We start from the raw sequence: 19,725 nt of genomic DNA on the forward strand, positions 1-19,725 counted from the left end.
ATGGCACGCACATTTAAGATCTTATCGCCTACGGCTATCCTGGGTTATGGCTTCCCAGAAGAGAGTTTTCGTAAAGCCATGGAAGAGTCACCGGATCTTATTGCTGTTGACGCAGGTTCCTCCGATCCTGGCCCTCACTACCTGGGGGCGGGTAAACCTTTTACCGACAGGGCCGGAGTGAAACGCGATCTGCGCTATATGATCGTAGCAGGCGTTAAGAACAACATCCCGGTAGTGATTGGCACGGCCGGTGGTTCAGGCGCCGCTCCGCATCTGGAGTGGTGTCGCCAGATAATCCATGAGATTGCCCAGGAAGAAAAACTGTCCTTCTCCATGGCGCTCATCCCGTCTGATGTTGACAAAGAAATCGTTCATCAGGCGCTGGATAACGGCAAAATCACCGCGCTCGATTTTGTGCCTGAACTGACTCACGAGGCAATTGAAGACAGCACCTACATTGTCGCGCAGATGGGCGTCGAGCCATTCCAGCGCGCGCTGCAAGCCGGTGCGCAGGTGGTACTGGGCGGACGAGCCTACGATCCGGCCTGCTTCGCCGCGCTGCCGATTATGCAGGGCTTTGATGAAGGTCTGGCGCTTCATTGCGGTAAGATCCTTGAGTGTGCCGCCATTGCCGCCACCCCTGGCTCTGGCTCAGATTGTGCGATGGGGATCATTGACGACAACGGCTTTACGCTGAAAGCGTTCAATCCCAAGCGTAAGTTCACTGAAACTTCCGCGGCGGCGCACACCCTGTATGAGAAGTCCGATCCGTACTTCCTGCCGGGGCCAGGCGGCGTGCTGAACCTGAAAGCGTGCACCTTCACCCAGGTTAACGAGGGCGAAGTGTATGTCAGCGGTTCACGTCATGAAGAAACGCCGTATGCGTTGAAACTGGAAGGCGCACGTCAGGTTGGCTTCCGCTGCCTGACCATCGCCGGAACGCGCGACCCGATCATGATTGCCGGAATTGACACTATTCTCGAAGAGGTACAGGCCAGCGTTAAGCGTAACCTCTCGCTGAATGACGACAGTATCCGTATGACGTTCCACCTGTACGGTAAGAACGGTGTGATGGGCAACCATGAGCCGATGAAAACCGCCGGTCATGAACTGGGAATTTTGCTGGACGTCGTCGCGCCGACGCAGGATATCGCCAACAGCGTTTGCTCGCTGGTGCGCTCTACCCTGCTGCACTACGGTTATGAAAATCGCATTGCGACCGCGGGCAACCTCGCCTTCCCGTTCTCGCCATCCGATATTCAGAGTGGACCGGTGTATGAGTTCTCGATCTATCACCTGATTGAAGCGAGCGATGCGCTGCGTTTTGATTTCCATATTGAACAGGTGACGCCAGAAGGAGTTCAGGCATGAAACACTCAATTTGTTCGCTGGCGCAAGTCATTCGTTCCAAAAATGCCGGGCCGTACGAACTGGTTTTAGATATTTTATTTAAAACCCGTGAAGATTATCAGCGAGTGAAGCGTTCAGAACAATTAACGCCACAACTTATTGCTGGTTTGTATAATGTCAAACCTGACTTTATTCATAATATTGTCTGGTTTGACCCAGCGAATGCCGTAAAAATTGTCATGCCGCGCGATATTATCTCCGGCAACATTGGTGACAATGATGTTTATGGTGCGCAGCAACACGCGCCATTATTAAGTATTGAGTTCGACCTGTAGTAAAAAACACAATAACAGCCATTGGAGCACAGAATTCAGCTGTATCACAGTGCTTCGAATTATTCATGCGGTTGGTCACAACAGGCGTGCGTCTGAACTGCTGTCCAGGTTCAGGCGCGCGCCGCCCTACACAATTCCAATTACCAACCTTTATCCGATGGAGTACACATGAAGAAAATAAGTTTAACGAAGATGATCATATTAGGTCTGATACTCGGCATGATTGCCGGGGTGGCCATAAATAATATGGTCGCGGCTGAAACGGCAAAATCTTATGCAGCAGATATTTCCATTTTTACCACCATATTCTTACGCATGGTGAAAATGATTATCGCGCCATTGGTTATTTCAACTCTGGTTGTGGGTATTGCCAAAATGGGCGATGCCAAAACGCTGGGACGTATATTTTCGAAAACCTTCTTCCTGTTTATTTGCGCCTCACTGCTGTCAATCGCGCTGGGCCTGGTTATCGTTAATATTTTCCAGCCAGGCGCTGGCATCAACTTTGTTCCGCATGACGCCGGGGCCGTTGCCGCCGTTAAATCTGAACCGTTCACGCTGAAAGTATTTATCTCGCACGCGGTACCAACCAGTATTGTTGATGCGATGGCACGTAACGAAATTCTGCAGATCGTCGTCTTCTCAATTTTCCTCGGTTGCAGCCTGGCTGCGATTGGTGAAAAAGCCGAGCCGATCGTGAAGGTTCTGGACTCACTGGTGCACGTAATGCTGAAGCTGACGGGCTACGTCATGCTGTTTGCGCCACTGACCGTGTTTGCCGCTATCTCGGGTCTGATTGCCGAACGTGGTCTGGGAGTAATGGTCAGCGCCGGGATCTTTATGGGTGAGTTCTACCTGACGCTGGGTATGCTGTGGGCGATCCTGATCGGTCTGTCCACCATGATCGTCGGGCCTTGCATCGCGCGCTTAACGAAATCAATCCTCGAACCAGCACTGTTGGCCTTCACCACCTCCAGCTCTGAAGCCGCCTTCCCAGGCACGCTGGACAAACTGGAAAAATTCGGCGTTTCCTCAAAAATCGCCAGTTTCGTTCTGCCTATCGGTTACTCCTTTAACCTGGTCGGCTCGATGGCGTACTGCTCCTTTGCCACCGTATTTATTGCTCAGGCGTGCAATATCGAACTAAGCATGGGCGAGCAAATCACCATGCTGTTGATCCTGATGCTGACCTCGAAAGGGATGGCGGGCGTACCGCGTGCATCAATGGTTGTTATCGCCGCTACCCTGAACCAGTTCAACATTCCGGAAGCCGGTCTGATCCTGCTAATGGGTGTGGATCCATTCCTCGATATGGGTCGTTCCGCTACCAACGTCATGAGTAACGCCATGGGCGCTGCCATTGTAGGTCGTTGGGAAGGTGAACACTTCGGCCAGGGCTGTCGCGGAACTGCGCCAGTGAAGACACCGGAACAAGAACGTCCGGCGACCGAACCGTCAGAAGTTGCGATGTCCTGATAGCACGCGATTGCCGGATGGCGCTCGCGCTTATCCGGCAAGATGATGAATAAACCAACAGGATTACACCATGAATAAAACCCTTATCGGCGTGAGTATTTTTTCCTTCAGCGTTTTGTTTAGCGCAACGACTCTCGCGCAAACCGCGCCGGATTACGCAAAGATTATCGACCAGGCACATCAGAAATATAAAAGTAACAACGATGGCAAAGTCGCCGACTACATCCCTGCCCTTGCGACCTACAGCCCGAAAAATTTTGCCATCACCATTGCCACGGTGGACGGCAAGATCTATCAGGTGGGCGATGTTAACAAACCCTTCCCAATGGAATCCCTGAGTAAAGTCTTCACCCTGGCGCTCGCCATGGAACAACATGGCCCTCAGGTCGTCCTGGAGAAACTTGGGGCCAATGCCACCGGCATGCCATTCAATTCTGGTTTGGCGGTAGAACTGACTAAAGGCGCACCGGAAAACCCGCTGGTAAACGCCGGGGCGATGAGCACCGTTAGCCTGATCGAAGCCAAAGATAAAACCGATCGCTGGAACAAAATCCTCGACAACCTGAACGTCTGGGCTGATGCCACACTCACCGTGAACGAGCCGGTTTTCAAATCCGAGATGGAAACCAACCAGCACAACCAGGCGCTGGCGAAGCTGATGGAATCCTATAACAGCTTCTATGGCAACACAGACGACGCTGTCGAAATTTATACCCGTCAGTGCTCCGTCGATATCACCGTTGAGCAACTGGCCAAAATGGGCGCGGTACTCGCGAACAAAGGCAAATCACCGTTCAACGGTAAGCAATTGCTGAATGAAAAATATGTCCCGCAGGTACTGGCTGAAATGGCCATTGCCGGCTTGTACGACGGTAGTGGTAAGTGGCTGTACACCGTAGGCATCCCGGCGAAAAGCGGCGTCGGCGGTGGGATGGTTGCCGTTGTGCCAGGCGAATATGCGATAGCCGTCTATTCCCCGCCGCTGGATGAAGCCGGTAACAGCGTTCGTGCCCAGAAAACGATCGAATATGTCGCCGAAGCGACCGAAGCGAATGTCTTTTTAGCAAAATAAAACTCTATGCCGGATGGCGCTTCGCTTATCCGGCAAACAACACGAAGAGGTGAGAAGTAAACATGTCTAAACCATTTGTCTGGCAGGAACTCTTTGTTCAGGGTAAAGATAGTACCGAATATGAATTACTGAGTAATCAGCACGTTACAGTTTCGGAGTTAGACGGAGAGGAAGTGATTAAGGTTGCGCCTGAAGCGTTAACCTTATTAGCACAGCAGGCATTTTATGAGGCTTCATTCTTCCTGCGCGCCGGACATTTGAAACAGATCGCCAGCATTCTGCACGATCCACAGGCCAGCGGTAACGATAAGTATGTTGCATTGCAACTGCTGCGCAACGCTGAAGTTTCGGCCAAAGGCGTGCTACCTAACTGTCAGGATACCGGAACGGCAACGATTGTGGCCTGCAAAGGTCAGCATGTCTGGACCGGCGGCGATGACGCAGAAGCGTTAAGCAAAGGCGTGTATACCACCTTCACCGAAAACAACCTGCGTTATTCGCAAAATGCCCCGCTGGATATGTACACCGAGGTCAATACTCAGACTAACCTGCCGGCACAAATCGATATCAGCGCCACACCTGGCAATGAATATCGCTTCCTGTTCGTCAACAAAGGCGGCGGCTCGGCCAATAAAGCGGCGCTGTTCCAGGAAACAAAATCCATTCTGCAACCGGAAAAGCTCACCGCCTTTCTGATCGAAAAAATGAAATCACTGGGCACAGCCGCCTGCCCGCCGTATCACATCGCTTTCGTCGTTGGAGGCTTGTCGGCCGACCAGGCGCTGAAAGTCGCCAAGCTGGCTTCAACCAAGTATTACGACAACCTGCCCACCAGCGGGAACGAACTGGGTCAGGCGTTCCGCGATACGGCCCTGGAAGCTGAGTTGCTCAATGCCAGCCGTGAGTTTGGTATCGGCGCGCAGTTTGGCGGCAAGTACTTTGCCCACGATATCCGCGTGATTCGCCTGCCGCGTCACGGTGGTTCCTGCCCTATCGCCATGGCCCTCTCCTGCTCAGCCGACCGCAACATTAAGGCTAAAATTAACAAACACGGTATCTGGCTGGAGAAACTGGAGCATAACCCGGGCAAATTCATTCCTGATTCCCAACAGGTAGAAAATGGCGCCCAAACCGTACAGTTGGATCTCAACCGCCCGCTACGCGAGATTCTGCACGACCTGTCCGCTCTGCCTATTGGTACTCGTTTGTCGTTAAGTGGTCCAATTGTTGTCGCCCGTGATATTGCCCACGCTAACATCAAAGCGCGCCTGGATAACGGCGAACCGATGCCGGAATACATGAAAAAGCATATCGTCTATTACGCAGGTCCCGCCAAAACGCCGGAGAATCAGGCCTGTGGTTCAATGGGTCCCACCACTGGCGGGCGCATGGATGGGTATGTCGATGCTTTCCAGGCACAAGGCGGTAGTCTCATTATGCTCACCAAAGGTAACCGCAGCCAACAGGTCACTGATGCCTGCCATAAACACGGTGGATTTAGCCTCGGTAGCATCGGCGGCGCCGCGGCCCTGCTTGCCCAACAGTACGTGAAAAGCCTGCATTGCCTGGAATATCCCGAACTGGGAATGGAAGCGGTCTGGATGATGGAAGTTAAAAATATGCCGGCCTTCGTGTTAGTCGACGACAAAGGTAATAACTTCTTTAGTCAGTTTGAGCAGCAACATCGCTGCGCAACCTGTCCGGCAGGACATTAAGGAGACGTAATGGAAGCGCGAGCCAATAATGACAGACACCGCCAACGTCAGCAGAAACTGAAAGAACAGGTTGATACCCGCGTGGCGGCGGCAACGGAGAAGAAAGGGATCCTGATTGTCTTCACCGGTAACGGTAAAGGGAAATCCACCGCAGCCTTTGGCACAGCAACGCGCGCGGTTGGTCACGGAAAAACCGTTGGCATCGCGCAGTTTATCAAAGGTCAGTGGGATAATGGCGAGTACAACACCCTGCAGCCGCTCGGCGTTGAATTCCATATTATGGGCACCGGATTTACCTGGGAAACCCAAAACCGGCAAGCGGATATCGAGGCGGCCACTTTAGTCTGGCAAGAAAGTAAGCGCATGCTGGCTGATGCGCATTACGATCTGGTGGTGCTGGATGAACTGACTTACATGCTGGCTTACCACTACCTGGATACCCAGGAGGTTCTCAGCGCCATCGAAAATCGCCCTGTCGGTCAGAGTGTTATCGTCACCGGGCGCGGATGCCACGCACTGTTGCTGGAACTGGCCGATACGGTCAGCGAAATTCGCCCGGTCAAGCACGCGTTTGACAGCGGTATTCAGGCGCAGGTGGGAATCGACTGGTAGCCATTCTTTTGCCGGATAACGACGCCCTGGCGTCTTATCCGGCCTACCGTTCTTTGCAGGCCTGACAAGGCACACGGTACCATCAAGCAGGCGATACCACAGATTTATTCAACAGCCAGTCCCGGAAGATCTGTAAATGCACAGATTCCGCTTTCTCTTCACGCCACGTCATGATGAAACGGTTCCCGGTTCGCATCGGGACATCGCAAGGAATGACCATATCACCACTGTCCAGATCGTGCTGAATGGCAAAACGAGGAAGCAATGCCACGCCCAGATTAGAGCGAACCGCCGCAATCAGCATCGACAGCAGATCAAATCTTGGACCTTTATTGACTAACGGGCTGCTGACGTCTGACAGCGCAAACCATTCCTGCCAGCCTTTGATACGCGTGCTTTGGTGTAAAAGCGGGAATTCATTCAGCAACTCCTCGACCGCCAGTTTCCGCTCCGGCTCAGCCAGCAAGCAGCGGCTGCAGACCGGCAGGATTTCCTCTTCAAACAGGTACTCAACGCCCGACCATGGCGAGTAGAAATCTTCACGCATGATTGCCGCGTCATACTCCCGATTGAGAAAATCACCAATATTCGCCAGCGAATGGATATTCACGATAATATCAGGATTGAGTTTGTTGAACTCGCGCAGATTCGGGATCAGCCAATGCGTGCTGAAGGTCGGATTCACTGCCAGCTCAATAACCTGCACCGTCGGCTGCCAGGTCATAATCGTCGTCGTATCTCGCTCAAGTTTATTTAACGTTTCTTTAACGATACTTAAATAATGTTTGCCCGCCGCATTTAAAAAAATGCGTTTCTTGGCATGATTAAATAGCGAGGTATTCAGAAAATCCTCCAGTGCATTCACCTGACGGAAAACAGCACTTTGTGTTAAAGCCAGCTCTTCAGCAGCCCGGGTATAACTTTCGTGACGCGCAACAACTTCAAAAGTTACCAGCAACTCCGTCTTCGGTATTTTTCCTCTCATAACCTCTTCCATATGCAGCGTACAAAAATAGTTTAATTTATAAAAAATAATTCAAGACACCCAGATAAGCATCGAGAGTTATATTTTATTTCATCCATTGATGTCATTGATCCAATCCATGATTTACTCATACAGATGGCGGATAAATATTAACCAATAATACTCAAGCACAACAATAAACACAATTTAAATAAGGTTAAACCTATGCAAATAGTGCCAATAAGTTCTTAATAATTTTTCAAGTTAACTTGTTTATTGCAGAAAAAACTTTGCGAGATTAATCAATATTATCCATGCGATAATTTTAGATAATTTCACGTTATAACTTACGGGCAAACGACTGCTTTTAATCATTCCTTGATGTAGTTTCTGCCTTTTTTTGTTAGACGTGATAAAGGACACAATGTGAAAACTTTCGGAAAGGTCTGGCTCGTTGGAGCAGGTCCCGGTGATATTTCATTACTCACCCTCAAAGCGATGATGTGCATTAAACAGGCTGATGTCATTATTTACGATCGGCTGGTCAATCCCAAAATTTTGGAATGGGCATTACCTGATTGCCTGCTTATCAATGTCGGCAAAAATCCCGGCTTTCATTGTGTTCCGCAGGATGAAATTAACGCATTACTGGTCCAGTATGCCCAAACACATAACAACATCGTACGCCTGAAAGGGGGCGATCCTTATGTGTTTGGTCGTGGGGCCGAAGAAGTTGAAGATCTTGTTGAAGCGGGTATCCCATTTGAAGTTGTGCCGGGTATCAGTTCTACCATCGGCGGCCTGGCCTATGCCGGGATCCCGGTGACGCATCGCGATTTCGCCTCCGGTTTTCACGTGGTGACAGGCCATACGCGGGAAGGCAACCAGCAGCAGGACTGGCGTCAACTGGCGAAGCTAAATGGCACGCTGGTTATCGTCATGGGAATCGCCAATCTGGCGTTTATTTGCGAAGAGCTGTTGATGGGCGGTAAATCAGCAGATACACCCGCTGCGCTAATTATGTCCGCCACCCGGGAGAATCAACGCCGACTAACCTGTACGCTCGGTTCATTACTGAGCAAAGCGCAGGAGGCTAACATTGCTCCGCCTGCGCTGATTGTTATTGGCGAGGTGGTGACCCTGAGCGATCGACTCTCTTTTATACCGGAAGCCATCACCGTGGCAGAAGATCTTTACTGCGAAAGTCTGGCATGACGAAAAGACTGGGGCGACGTTTGATGCGCCGCCCTGAAAACGCGGCAAAAGTAGCTGGTCTGCGCGTATTGAAGTTTCCGGGCAATACTGTCTATTGAGTACACGGGATCGTGCAACAACTCCCCCGCTTTTTGCATTTTTTTCTGATTCACCCAGGTTTTAAAATTAACGCCCTGCCGCTTCTTAAAAAATCGGCTGAAATAGTTCGCGCTTAAGCACACATGCGCCGCTACGGATTCCAGGGATAATTCACCATACAAATTTTCATCAATATAACGCAGCGCCGCCAGAAGTTTTTTCTCATGACGAGAAGGTTCAGTGAAATAATGACGAACGTAACGGGTCGGCGGGGCGAATATCTGATCGGATTGTCGCTCTTGCTCAAAGTTATCAACAATAAAACTTAACAAATTAGCCGATGCCACCAGCGTATTATTATCCACTACCGCAACCTGACCCCATTCAGCTTTTATTTTTGGGTCATCCATCCATGAAAATTTATTATTAATTACGATGGTTTTATATTCCTGATACTTTGACCGGACCTGCCCGCAAACAATAAAACCATAAAGATGCCCTTCATTAATTATTGGCATCGAGAACAAACTTAACCCTGCATGACAGGTGAGTATTCTGGGTTTAAGCTGTTTTAGCCCCTCAAAAGCGCACTGCTTATCGCATTTTTCGCAACCTACACGATACCGCTCATCCGCCCGCATTAATGTGCAGAACGAATTAAAATTATGACAATCCGACAGTGCCTTGCCGTGAATATCAATCACGACCGCGGCTAACCCGGTCGCGCGAGAGAATACTTCGGCTATCGAGAAAAAAACGTGTAAATAGTCATTCTTGATTTTCAGCGGCACGCTCTCCTCCGGCACTCATGATATTAAAGCCGGTAATATGCAGAATTTAATCAAGAGAAAGAATGATGCTGACCGCAAAAAATAATCTCATTTATGAATATGATTATGATCGAATCGCAAGAGAATAGACGGCAGAAAACAAAAAAGGCCATCATCAGATGGCCAACCATGTCGAAACGGGACCAGCCCTTGACCATGCAGATAGTCAGGGCTGTTTTTTTACTTCTTACTTAATAACGGTTTTCAGCGCTTCGCCGATATCGGCCAGGCTGCGAACGGTTTTCACGCCGGCAGCTTCCAGAGCCGCGAATTTCTCGTCCGCGGTACCCTTACCACCGGCGATGATCGCACCGGCGTGGCCCATACGTTTTCCTTTCGGCGCGGTGACGCCCGCGATGTAGCCGACAACCGGCTTGGTGACGTGATCTTTAATGTATGCCGCCGCTTCTTCTTCCGCGCTACCGCCGATCTCGCCGATCATCACGATCGCTTCAGTCTGCGGATCTTCCTGGAACAGCTTCAGAATGTCGATGAAGTTAGAGCCTGGAATCGGGTCGCCGCCGATACCGACACAGGTGGACTGGCCGAAACCGTAGTCGGTGGTCTGCTTAACCGCTTCATAGGTCAGCGTACCGGAACGGGAAACGATACCCACTTTACCCGGCTTGTGAATGTGACCCGGCATGATGCCGATTTTGCATTCGCCCGGGGTGATCACGCCTGGGCAGTTCGGGCCGATCATGCGCACGCCCGCTTCGTCCAGCTTCACCTTCACGGTCAGCATATCCAGCGTCGGGATACCTTCGGTGATGGTGATAATCAGTTTGATGCCTGCATCAATTGCTTCCAGGATGGAGTCTTTGCAGAACGGCGCCGGAACGTAGATCACAGTGGCGGTTGCGCCAGTCGCTTCTACCGCTTCACGCACGGTGTTAAACACCGGCAGACCCAGGTGAGTGGTGCCGCCTTTGCCTGGCGTTACGCCGCCAACCATCTGCGTACCGTAAGCAATCGCCTGTTCGGAGTGGAATGTCCCCTGGCTACCGGTGAAGCCCTGGCAGATAACCTTGGTATCTTTATTAATTAAAACTGACATTATTTCCCCTCCACTGCGGCAACAACCTGCTGAGCTGCATCCGTCAGACTTTTCGCTGCAATAATATTCAGGCCGCTATCAGCCAGTTTTTTCGCGCCGAGTTCGGCGTTGTTGCCTTCCAGACGAACGACAACCGGAACGTTAACGCCCACTTCCGCTACCGCGCCGATGATACCGTCAGCGATCAGGTCGCAACGTACGATACCGCCGAAGATGTTAACCAGTACGGCTTTTACATTGTCATCGGAGAGGATGATTTTGAACGCTTCGGTCACGCGCTCTTTGGTCGCGCCGCCGCCCACGTCGAGGAAGTTAGCCGGTTCGCCGCCGTGCAGTTTAACGATATCCATGGTGCCCATTGCCAGGCCCGCGCCGTTAACCATACAGCCGATGTTGCCGTCCAGCGCAACGTAGTTCAGTTCCCACTGTGCCGCCTGCGCTTCACGCGGATCTTCCTGAGACTGGTCGCGCATTTCACGCAGGTCAGCCTGGCGGAACAGCGCGTTGCCGTCAGCGCCCAGTTTGCCGTCGAGGCAGATCAGGTCGCCCTGTTTGGTCACTACCAGCGGGTTGATTTCGATCAGCGCCAGGTCGCGCTCCAGGAAGATAGTCGCCAGACCCATGAAGATCTTGGTGAACTGCTGAACCTGTTTACCTTCCAGACCCAGTTTGAACGCCAGCTCGCGTCCCTGGTAAGGCATCGGGCCTGCCAGTGGATCCAGTGCCACTTTGTGGATCAGGTGTGGGGTTTCTTCCGCCACTTTTTCAATTTCCACGCCGCCTTCGGTAGAGGCCATAAAGACCACGCGACGGGAGCTACGGTCAACCACTGCGCCGAGGTAAAGTTCTTTACCGATATCGGTCGCCGCTTCAACCAGGATCTGATTTACCGGTTGGCCATTCGCGTCTGTCTGGTAAGTCACCAGACGTTTCCCCAGCCAGTGCTCAGCAAAAGCGCGAATGTCTTCTTTGCTGTTAACAACCTTCACACCGCCCGCTTTACCACGGCCACCAGCGTGAACCTGACATTTCACTACCCACGGGCCTGCGCCGATTTTAGATGCGGCTTCTTCAGCTTCACGCGGAGTATTACAGGCATAACCCACCGGTGCCGGTAAGCCATAGCGGGCAAAAAGTTGTTTTGCCTGATATTCATGTAAGTTCATGTGTTCTGTCCATCCTTCAGGTAATCGTTATCTTTTACCCGTAGGCCTGATAAGGCGTCCAGACCTACGGGGCAGGTGATACTCTTTTTCGTTACACGTCCAGCAGCAGACGCGTTGGATCTTCCAGCAACTCTTTAATGGTTACCAGGAAGCCTACTGACTCACGACCATCGATCAGACGGTGATCGTAAGACAGCGCCAGATACATCATCGGCAGGATTTCAACCTTGCCGTCTACCGCCATCGGACGATCTTTGATGGCATGCATACCCAGGATGGCGCTCTGCGGTGGGTTGATAATCGGCGTAGACATCAGGGAACCGAACACACCGCCATTAGTGATGGTGAAGTTACCGCCCGTCAGATCTTCAACCGTCAACTTGCCGTCGCGACCTTTTACTGCCAGCTCTTTAATGTTCTTCTCAATGTCAGCCATACCCAGCAGATCCACATCACGCAGGACCGGCGTTACCAGGCCGCGCGGCGTAGAGACCGCCATGCTGACATCAAAGTAGTTGTGGTACACCACGTCATCGCCATCGATAGAGGCGTTGACTTCCGGATAGCGTTTCAGCGCTTCAACCACCGCTTTCACGTAGAAAGACATAAAGCCCAGACGGATACCGTGGCGTTTCTCGAACGCGTCGCCGTACTGCTTACGCAGGTCCATAATCGGCTTCATGTTGACTTCGTTGAACGTCGTCAGCATGGCGGTGGAGTTTTTCGCTTCCAGCAGACGTTCGGCTACGCGTTTGCGCAGACGAGTCATCGGAACACGTTTTTCGCCACGCGCACCCAGTTGAGGCTGAGGCGCAGGCGCGGCGGCTGGTGCTTTGGCTTCGGCTGTTGCTGCCGGCGCTTTGGCCAGATGCTTTTCCACATCTTCGCGGGTAATGCGGCCACCGACGCCAGTGCCTTTGATGGCGCTGGCTTCGAGGTTATGTTCACCGAGCAGGCGACGGATCGCCGGGCTCAGGGCATCGTTGTTCTGCTCAGTAAGCGACGCCTGCTGGCGCTGTGCCGGAGTCGAATCTTTCTCTTCAGACTTGGCGCTGGTCTCTTTACCCGCGCTGTTGCCTTCACGCAGGCGACCGAGGATCTGGCGAGAAGTGACAGTTGTCCCTTCATCTTCCAGAACCGCATCAAGGATACCGTCCGCTGATGCCGGTACTTCCAGTACCACTTTGTCAGTTTCGATTTCTACCAGTACTTCATCACGACGTACTGCATCGCCCGGTTTTTTGTGCCAGGTTGCAACCGTTGCATCCGCTACGGATTCAGGCAGGTCGGGAACAAGAATATCTACGCTACTCATTATTTATCCTTTATTTAATCGACGTTCAGCGCGTCATTAACCAGATCTTGTTGCTGTTTCTGGTGAACGGACATATACCCTACTGCCGGAGAGGCAGAGGCCGGGCGACCTGCATAACGCAGAGCGGCCCCAAATGGAATCACTTCACGGAAATGATGCTGACTGCAGTACCATGCGCCCTGGTTGAGCGGCTCTTCCTGGCACCAGACAAAATCATGTACGTGAGCGAACGGTTTCAGCGCTTCCTGAACCGCTTTATGCGGGAACGGATAGAGCTGTTCGATGCGCACAATGGCAACATCTTTTTGATCATTCTTGCGGCGTTGCTCCAGCAGGTCGTAATAAACCTTACCAGAACACATCACGACACGCTTCACGCCTTTCGGATCAAGTTCATCGACTTCGCCAATGGCCGGCAGGAAGGTGCCATTTGCCAGTTCATCCAGCGTAGAGACCGCCAGCGGATGGCGCAGCAGCGACTTCGGCGACATCACCACCAGTGGACGGCGCATACCGCGCAGCGCCTGACGACGCAGCATGTGGTACACCTGTGCCGGGGTAGACGGGACGCAAACCTGCATGTTTTGCTCAGCGCAAAGTTGCAGATAACGTTCCAGACGCGCGGAGGAGTGCTCCGGACCCTGACCTTCGTAGCCGTGCGGCAGCAGCATAACCAGACCGCACATACGACCCCATTTCTGTTCGCCGGAAGAGATGAACTGGTCGATAACGACCTGAGCACCGTTGGCGAAGTCACCGAACTGCGCTTCCCAGATGGTCAGCGTGCGCGGTTCCGCCGTGGCATAGCCGTATTCAAACGCCAGCACTGCTTCTTCAGACAGTACGGAGTCCCATACGCGGAACGTGCCCTGGCCGTTATGCACATGCTGCAGCGGCGTGTAGGTTGAACCGTTTGCCTGGTTATGAATCACCGCGTGACGGTGGAAGAAGGTTCCGCGACCGGAGTCTTCACCCGACAGACGAACCGGAATGCCTTCGTCAACCAGCGTGGCGTAGGCCAGATTCTCTGCGCCCCCCCAGTCGAACAGCTTCTCGCCTGCGGCCATGGCCTGACGATCGCCGTAAATTTTGGCAACGCGCGACTGCATTTCAACCGCTTCAGGGACGGTGCTGATGCGTTTAGCCAGCTCCTGCAGACGCTTCATCTCAACTTTGTTCGGGTAGCTTTCGTCCCATTCGTGGTTGAGATATGGCGACCAGGTGAAGGAGTGCATGTTCATTGGACGCCACTCTTTCACTACACACTCGCCAGCATCCAGCGCATCGCGATACAGGTTGACCATTTCGGTCGCATCTTCCAGCGTGGCGACTTTGTCCGCTTCCAGCTTGTCGGCGTAGATTTTGCGCGGCGTCGGATGCTTTTTGATTTTCTGATACATCAGCGGCTGGGTTGCGCTCGGCTCGTCGGCTTCGTTGTGGCCGTGACGGCGGTAGCACACCAGATCGATGAAGACATCGCGTTTGAAGGTATTACGGAAGTCCAGCGCCAGACGCGTGACGAAAGCGACCGCTTCCGGGTCATCCGCGTTGACGTGGAAAATCGGCGCCTGAACCATCTTACCGATGTCGGTGCAGTATGGGGTAGAACGCGCATCCAACGGGTTAGAGGTGGTGAAGCCCACCTGGTTGTTGATAACGATGCGAACGGTACCGCCCACTTCGTAACCACGCGCTTTCGACATGTTCAGGGTTTCCTGAACCACGCCCTGCCCGGTGACTGCCGCATCGCCGTGAATGGTGATAGGCAGGACTTTATTGCTGCTCGGCTCATCCAGACGATCCAGACGCGCACGGACGGAACCGATTACCACCGGGCTAACAATTTCCAGGTGCGACGGGTTAAACGCCAGCGCCAGGTGTACCAGACCGCCTTCGGTTTCGATATCCGATGAGAAGCCCATGTGGTACTTCACGTCGCCAGTGCCGAGGTGTTCTTTATGTTTGCCCGCGAATTCGTCGAACAGGTCCTGCGGCTTTTTACCCAGCACGTTGACCAGTACGTTCAGACGACCACGGTGCGCCATGCCCAGCACCACTTCACGCGTACCGCTGTTGCCCGCGTGGCGGATCATCTCTTTGAGCATCGGGATTAACGCATCACCGCCTTCCAGCGAGAAGCGTTTCGCGCCCGGGAACTTCGCGCCCAGGTAGCGTTCCAGGCCTTCCGCAGCGGTCAGTTCGCTGAGGAAGCGTTTTTTCTCTTCGCTACTGAACGCGGCACGGCCAGACTCGATGCGCTGCTGAAGCCAGCGTTTTTCTTCGGTGCTGGTGATGTGCATATACTCGGCACCAATCGGACCGCAGTAGGTTTGTTTCAGCGCAACAACCAGGTCGCTCAGCTTCATAGTGTCTTTGCCGCCGGCAAAAGAACCTACGTTAAAGCTTTCCTGAAAATCCGCATCGGTCAGATCGTGGAAAGACGGATCCAGATCGGCCACTTTCTCTTGCTGCCACAGTCCCAGCGGATCGAGATTCGCATGTTGATGACCGCGGAAACGGTAGGCGTTAATGAGCTGCAGGACTTTAACCTGCTTCACATTGGCATCAGGGTCGGAAATAGAAGAAGAGTAACGTGGGGTAATCAACGCCTGCCGACGGAAATAATCACGTGTTTTTGAGTGGAGTTGATCCGGTTTGACTCCGGTGCCAGGTAACTGCTGGAACGTCGAACGCCAGTTAGCATCTACCGAGTCAGGGTCGGTTAAGAAGTCTTCATAGAGCTGTTCTATCCAGCTCTGGTTCGAGCCAGAGAGGTAAGAAGAGTCCAACCAGGCTTTCAAAGCGCTGTTCTGCATCGTGATCCCTTAAGCATTTGTATGCTTACTTCGCCGTGGATACTACCACGCACACCGATGTGCGTGCCGGGGTTCACTTGCGAGCTCTTTTTGTTTGGCTCGCGAAGGAACCTTTAAAAACTGTCTAATCATGTGGCAGTTTTTAGAGGTTTCCTACATTAACAATTTGCCTGATGGCGCTTCACTTATCAGGCCTACGGGATTGTACCTGTAGGCCGGATAAGACGTTTACGTCGCCATCCGGCAACCACTACAACAACTTACGCACTACGCTTGAGCAGCATCGACTTAATATGGCCGATGGCGCGCGTAGGGTTTAGCCCCTTAGGACATACGCTGACGCAGTTCATGATGCTGTGACAGCGGAATACGCTGAAAGCATCACTTAAACCTTCCAGGCGGCTGTCAGTCTCGGTATCGCGGCTGTCAATCAGGAAGCGATACGCGGCCAGCAGACCTGCCGGACCGATGAACTTGTCCGGATTCCACCAGAATGATGGGCAGGACGTTGAGCAGCATGCACACAAAATACACTCATACAGCCCATCGAGCTTCTCACGCTGCTCTGGCATTTGTAAATGCTCACGAGCCGGTGGATTTTTCCCATTATTCAACAAGTAAGGCTTAATCTTCTCATACTGTGCGTAGAATTGTCCCATGTCTACCACCAAATCGCGCACAACCGGTAAACCCGGCAGCGGGCGAATGACAATCTTCTTGCCCGGCTGATTCAGCGCAGAAACAGGTGTGATACAGGCCAGTCCATTTTTGCCGTTCATGTTCAGACCGTCAGAGCCGCAGACCCCTTCACGGCAGGAACGACGAAACGACAGCGACGGATCTTTTTCTTTCAGCTGCATTAACGCATCCAGCAGCATCATGTCGCGCCCTTCTTCCGCCTCCAGGGTGTAATCCTGCATACGCGGAGCATCGTCAACATCCGGGTTATAGCGATAAACTGAAAACTCGAGTTTCATTGTCCTGTCTCCGCATTAATAAGTACGAATCTTCGGCGGGAATGCCGGGCGCAGCTTCGGTTCCATATTGACTTGACGTCGCGTCATGGTTTCCGACTCTGGCAGATACAGGGAATGGCACAGCCAGTTTTCATCATCACGTTCCGGGAAGTCGAAGCGGCTATGCGCGCCACGGCTTTCGGTACGGAAGTTTGCAGAGACTGCGGTGGCGTAAGCGGTTTCCATCAGGTTATCCAGCTCCAGACACTCAACGCGCTGAGTGTTAAATTCACTGGAGGTATCATCCAGACGGGCGTTTTTCAGACGCTCACGAATCGCTTTCAGCTCTTCCAGTCCTTTCGCCATCGCATCGCCTTCGCGGAATACCGAGAAGTTATGCTGCATACATTCCTGCAGCGCTTTGCGAATGGCCACTGGATCTTCGCCGTTACGGTTGCCGTTCCAGCGATTCAGACGGGCCAGAGAAGCATCGATCTCGTCTTCCGTCGCATCCAGCAGGTCGCCCTGTTCCGCGATAGATTCCTGCAGATGCAGACCCACCGCACGACCAAAGACCACCAGATCCAGCAGCGAGTTGCCGCCCAGACGGTTGGCGCCGTGAACCGATACGCAGGCGATTTCGCCTACCGCAAACAGCCCCGGAATCACCACATCTTCGCCCTGCTCGTTTACGGTCAGCGCCTGGCCGGTTACTTTGGTCGGGATACCGCCCATCATGTAGTGGCAGGTAGGAATTACCGGGATCGGCTCTTTCACCGGGTCAACGTGGGCAAACGTACGTGACAGTTCGAGGATACCCGGCAGACGGGATTCCAGCACTTCTTTACCCAGATGATCGAGTTTCAGCTTGGCGTGCGGCCCCCACGGGCCGTCGCAGCCGCGGCCTTCACGGATTTCGATCATGATGGAACGCGCCACCACGTCACGACCCGCCAGATCTTTCGCATTCGGGGCATAACGCTCCATGAAGCGCTCGCCGTGTTTGTTCAGCAGATAGCCGCCTTCACCGCGGCAGCCTTCTGTGACCAGCACGCCCGCGCCGGCGATACCGGTGGGGTGGAACTGCCACATCTCCATATCCTGCACGGGCACGCCAGCGCGGATAGCCATACCGACGCCGTCACCGGTATTGATGTGGGCGTTAGTAGTGGATTGATAAATACGGCCTGCGCCGCCGGTGGCCAGTACGGTTGCGCGGGCTTTAAAGTAAACCACTTCACCGGTTTCGATACACAGTGCGGTACAACCGACAATCGCGCCGTCAGCGTTCTTTACCAGGTCCAACGCATACCACTCAGAAAAGATGGTGGTGTGGTTTTTCAGGTTCTGCTGATACAGGGTATGCAGTAGCGCGTGGCCGGTACGGTCTGCCGCTGCGGCGGTACGAGCCGCCTGCTCGCCGCCGAAGTTTTTCGACTGACCGCCAAACGGACGTTGATAAATGGTGCCATTATCGAGACGAGAGAACGGCAGGCCCATATGGTCCAGCTCCAGAATCGCTTCCGGGCCGGTTTTACACATATATTCAATTGCGTCCTGATCGCCAATGTAGTCCGACCCTTTGACGGTGTCGTACATGTGCCATTCCCAGTTATCTTCATGGGTATTACCGAGCGCCACGGTGATGCCACCCTGCGCGGATACGGTATGGGAACGGGTTGGAAAGACTTTGGAGAGCAGCGCACAGGTCTGTCCGCTCTGGGAAATTTGCAGCGCCGCGCGCATACCTGCGCCACCGGCACCAATCACAACAGCATCAAATTCTCTGACTGGCAGTTTCATTACACACCCCACACCACAACAAATCCATAAATGACGTAAACCACCAGCGCAACGACGATAGCCAGTTGCAGAATCAGGCGTACAGCCAGCGGTTTAACGTAGTCGGTCAACACCTGCCACATGCCAATCCAGGCATGAATCAAGATGGAAAAAAGCGCCAGCAGGGTGAAGACTTTGGTGAATGCCGATGAGAAGAAACCGGTCCAGACTTCAAAGGTCAACTCGCCGCTGGTGGCGAAGAAGCCGACCATATAGATGATGTATAACGTCAGAACGATAGCGGTAGCACGGACCAGAATGAAGTCATGTACGCCGTTGCGTCCTAATGCGGAGGCGTTGCTTACCATACGAGGACTCCTGCGAGAAGTGAAAGCACGACAATGATAACGAAACAAATTTTGGCGGAGCGTGTCCCTGCTTCGAGGGTTTCTTCGATATAGCCAAAATCCATCAACAGATGGCGAATGCCCATTACGGCGTGATAGGCCAGCGCAATCAGGATCCCCCACATGATTAACTCCACAAAGAAGTTATTCATAATGGATGAAGCCGTGAGGAAACCTTCAGGGGAGGAAAGGCTGGTACCCAATAACCACAACAGAATCCCGACCGCCACGAAGGTGATCACTCCGGAAACGCGATGGAGAATGGACGCTATCGCCGTGATTGGGAACCGGATCGTTTGCAGATCCAGATTGACAGGTCTTTGTTTTTTCACATTTCTTATCATGAATAACGCCCACATGCTGTTCTTATTATTCCCTTTGGACTTCGGGCACAGAAGATAAGACTTCTGTAGTCTGAAAGACGCCGGGATTTCCTTCCTCCGGTCTGCTTGCGGGTCAGACAGCGTCCTTACTATAACTACGCGTCATATAAAACACTGCTTCCAGTTGCTAAAACGACACGTTACAACGCTGGTTGGCTCGGGATTGCAGGGTATTCCGGAGACCTGGCGGCAGTAT

The 19,725-nt window shown here is 52.8% G+C and carries 17 protein-coding genes; 7 read left to right on the plus strand and 10 right to left on the minus strand.

What is annotated here, in order from left to right; genetic code table 11:
• From M4I31_RS15975 to cobO, 6 genes are all read left to right on the plus strand, one after another.
• A complete protein-coding gene (locus M4I31_RS15975) occupies nt 1–1,371 on the plus strand; it encodes an acyclic terpene utilization AtuA family protein (protein ID WP_038638923.1) in 1,371 nt (456 codons plus the stop codon).
• Complete coding sequence (locus M4I31_RS15980) at nt 1,368–1,685, plus strand: DUF4387 domain-containing protein (protein WP_006685446.1); 318 nt, start codon at nt 1,368–1,370, stop codon at nt 1,683–1,685. Before M4I31_RS15975 ends, M4I31_RS15980 begins: the two co-directional genes overlap by 4 nt.
• Before the next feature lie 168 nt (nt 1,686–1,853).
• A complete protein-coding gene (locus M4I31_RS15985; RefSeq protein WP_038638921.1) occupies nt 1,854–3,161 on the plus strand; it encodes a dicarboxylate/amino acid:cation symporter in 1,308 nt (435 codons plus the stop codon).
• A 70-nt stretch (nt 3,162–3,231) separates the two neighbouring features.
• Entirely contained in the window at nt 3,232–4,233 is a 1,002-nt protein-coding gene (glsA, locus tag M4I31_RS15990; RefSeq protein ID WP_085047488.1) for a glutaminase A, read from the plus strand.
• 62 nt (nt 4,234–4,295) lie between these two features.
• Nucleotides 4,296–5,948: a class I fumarate hydratase gene (locus tag M4I31_RS15995; protein ID WP_085047489.1), complete on the plus strand. Its 1,653-nt coding sequence runs from the start codon at nt 4,296–4,298 to the stop codon at nt 5,946–5,948.
• A gap of 9 nt (nt 5,949–5,957) precedes the next feature.
• Nucleotides 5,958–6,560 carry a cob(I)yrinic acid a,c-diamide adenosyltransferase gene (gene cobO, locus M4I31_RS16000; protein WP_085047490.1) on the plus strand — a complete coding sequence of 201 codons (603 nt, stop codon included), beginning with the start codon at nt 5,958–5,960 and terminating at the stop codon, nt 6,558–6,560.
• 82 nt (nt 6,561–6,642) lie between these two features.
• Here cobO and M4I31_RS16005 read toward each other — a convergent pair whose 3' ends face one another.
• Nucleotides 6,643–7,545 (minus strand): LysR family transcriptional regulator, encoded by a 903-nt coding sequence (locus tag M4I31_RS16005; RefSeq protein WP_038638907.1) that lies wholly within the window; start codon nt 7,543–7,545, stop codon nt 6,643–6,645.
• Nucleotides 7,546–7,950: 405 nt separating this feature from the next.
• Here M4I31_RS16005 and cobA point away from each other — a divergent pair, with 405 nt between their 5' ends.
• Complete coding sequence (gene cobA / locus M4I31_RS16010; protein WP_085047491.1) at nt 7,951–8,739, plus strand: uroporphyrinogen-III C-methyltransferase; 789 nt, start codon at nt 7,951–7,953, stop codon at nt 8,737–8,739.
• Here the strand turns inward: cobA and M4I31_RS16015 are convergent.
• From M4I31_RS16015 to sdhC, 9 genes are all read right to left on the minus strand, one after another.
• Nucleotides 8,718–9,608, minus strand: a complete 891-nt coding sequence (locus tag M4I31_RS16015; RefSeq protein ID WP_085047492.1) for a PocR ligand-binding domain-containing protein — start codon at nt 9,606–9,608, stop codon at nt 8,718–8,720. The genes cobA and M4I31_RS16015 overlap by 22 nt on opposite strands.
• A 226-nt stretch (nt 9,609–9,834) precedes the next feature.
• Entirely contained in the window at nt 9,835–10,704 is an 870-nt protein-coding gene (gene sucD / locus M4I31_RS16020; RefSeq protein ID WP_003022929.1) for a succinate--CoA ligase subunit alpha, read from the minus strand.
• The gene (gene sucC, locus M4I31_RS16025) at nt 10,704–11,870 is read right to left on the minus strand and encodes an ADP-forming succinate--CoA ligase subunit beta (RefSeq protein WP_038638897.1); all 1,167 of its coding nucleotides are present in this window, start codon (nt 11,868–11,870) and stop codon (nt 10,704–10,706) included. Before sucC ends, sucD begins: the two co-directional genes overlap by 1 nt.
• A 91-nt stretch (nt 11,871–11,961) precedes the next feature.
• Nucleotides 11,962–13,185 carry a 2-oxoglutarate dehydrogenase complex dihydrolipoyllysine-residue succinyltransferase gene (odhB, locus tag M4I31_RS16030; RefSeq protein ID WP_038638894.1) on the minus strand — a complete coding sequence of 408 codons (1,224 nt, stop codon included), beginning with the start codon at nt 13,183–13,185 and terminating at the stop codon, nt 11,962–11,964.
• 14 nt (nt 13,186–13,199) lie between these two features.
• A complete protein-coding gene (sucA, locus tag M4I31_RS16035; RefSeq protein ID WP_085047493.1) occupies nt 13,200–16,001 on the minus strand; it encodes a 2-oxoglutarate dehydrogenase E1 component in 2,802 nt (933 codons plus the stop codon).
• Between the two features lie 260 nt (nt 16,002–16,261).
• Nucleotides 16,262–16,978 carry a succinate dehydrogenase iron-sulfur subunit SdhB gene (gene sdhB / locus M4I31_RS16040; RefSeq protein ID WP_038638888.1) on the minus strand — a complete coding sequence of 239 codons (717 nt, stop codon included), beginning with the start codon at nt 16,976–16,978 and terminating at the stop codon, nt 16,262–16,264.
• A 15-nt stretch (nt 16,979–16,993) separates the two neighbouring features.
• Nucleotides 16,994–18,760, minus strand: coding sequence for a succinate dehydrogenase flavoprotein subunit (gene sdhA / locus M4I31_RS16045; protein ID WP_038638885.1), 1,767 nt, complete (start codon nt 18,758–18,760; stop codon nt 16,994–16,996).
• Nucleotides 18,760–19,107: a succinate dehydrogenase membrane anchor subunit gene (gene sdhD, locus M4I31_RS16050; protein WP_005122550.1), complete on the minus strand. Its 348-nt coding sequence runs from the start codon at nt 19,105–19,107 to the stop codon at nt 18,760–18,762. Before sdhD ends, sdhA begins: the two co-directional genes overlap by 1 nt.
• Nucleotides 19,101–19,505 carry a succinate dehydrogenase cytochrome b556 subunit gene (gene sdhC, locus M4I31_RS16055; RefSeq protein WP_042309715.1) on the minus strand — a complete coding sequence of 135 codons (405 nt, stop codon included), beginning with the start codon at nt 19,503–19,505 and terminating at the stop codon, nt 19,101–19,103. The genes sdhD and sdhC overlap by 7 nt, the downstream gene beginning before the upstream one ends.
• Nucleotides 19,506–19,725 lie beyond the last annotated feature (220 nt).

It is taken from the genome of Citrobacter sp. XT1-2-2 (assembly GCF_023516235.1).
GTDB classification, from domain to species: Bacteria; Pseudomonadota; Gammaproteobacteria; order Enterobacterales; family Enterobacteriaceae; genus Citrobacter; species Citrobacter werkmanii.

Excerpts from the sequence above, each read along its gene's own strand:
- sucC (WP_038638897.1), bottom strand. The coding sequence starts at position 11,870 with ATGAACTTACATGAATATCAGGCAAAACAACTTTTTGCCCGCTATGGC.
- M4I31_RS16005 (WP_038638907.1), bottom strand. The coding sequence starts at position 7,545 with ATGAGAGGAAAAATACCGAAGACGGAGTTGCTGGTAACTTTTGAAGTT.
- sdhC (WP_042309715.1), bottom strand. The coding sequence starts at position 19,505 with ATGTGGGCGTTATTCATGATAAGAAATGTGAAAAAACAAAGACCTGTC.
- sdhB (WP_038638888.1), bottom strand. The coding sequence starts at position 16,978 with ATGAAACTCGAGTTTTCAGTTTATCGCTATAACCCGGATGTTGACGAT.
- sucD (WP_003022929.1), bottom strand. The coding sequence starts at position 10,704 with ATGTCAGTTTTAATTAATAAAGATACCAAGGTTATCTGCCAGGGCTTC.
- M4I31_RS15975 (WP_038638923.1), top strand. The coding sequence starts at position 1 with ATGGCACGCACATTTAAGATCTTATCGCCTACGGCTATCCTGGGTTAT.
- glsA (WP_085047488.1), top strand. The coding sequence starts at position 3,232 with ATGAATAAAACCCTTATCGGCGTGAGTATTTTTTCCTTCAGCGTTTTG.
- sdhA (WP_038638885.1), bottom strand. The coding sequence starts at position 18,760 with ATGAAACTGCCAGTCAGAGAATTTGATGCTGTTGTGATTGGTGCCGGT.
- odhB (WP_038638894.1), bottom strand. The coding sequence starts at position 13,185 with ATGAGTAGCGTAGATATTCTTGTTCCCGACCTGCCTGAATCCGTAGCG.
- M4I31_RS15995 (WP_085047489.1), top strand. The coding sequence starts at position 4,296 with ATGTCTAAACCATTTGTCTGGCAGGAACTCTTTGTTCAGGGTAAAGAT.
- sucA (WP_085047493.1), bottom strand. The coding sequence starts at position 16,001 with ATGCAGAACAGCGCTTTGAAAGCCTGGTTGGACTCTTCTTACCTCTCT.
- sdhD (WP_005122550.1), bottom strand. The coding sequence starts at position 19,107 with ATGGTAAGCAACGCCTCCGCATTAGGACGCAACGGCGTACATGACTTC.
- M4I31_RS15980 (WP_006685446.1), top strand. The coding sequence starts at position 1,368 with ATGAAACACTCAATTTGTTCGCTGGCGCAAGTCATTCGTTCCAAAAAT.
- cobO (WP_085047490.1), top strand. The coding sequence starts at position 5,958 with ATGGAAGCGCGAGCCAATAATGACAGACACCGCCAACGTCAGCAGAAA.
- M4I31_RS15985 (WP_038638921.1), top strand. The coding sequence starts at position 1,854 with ATGAAGAAAATAAGTTTAACGAAGATGATCATATTAGGTCTGATACTC.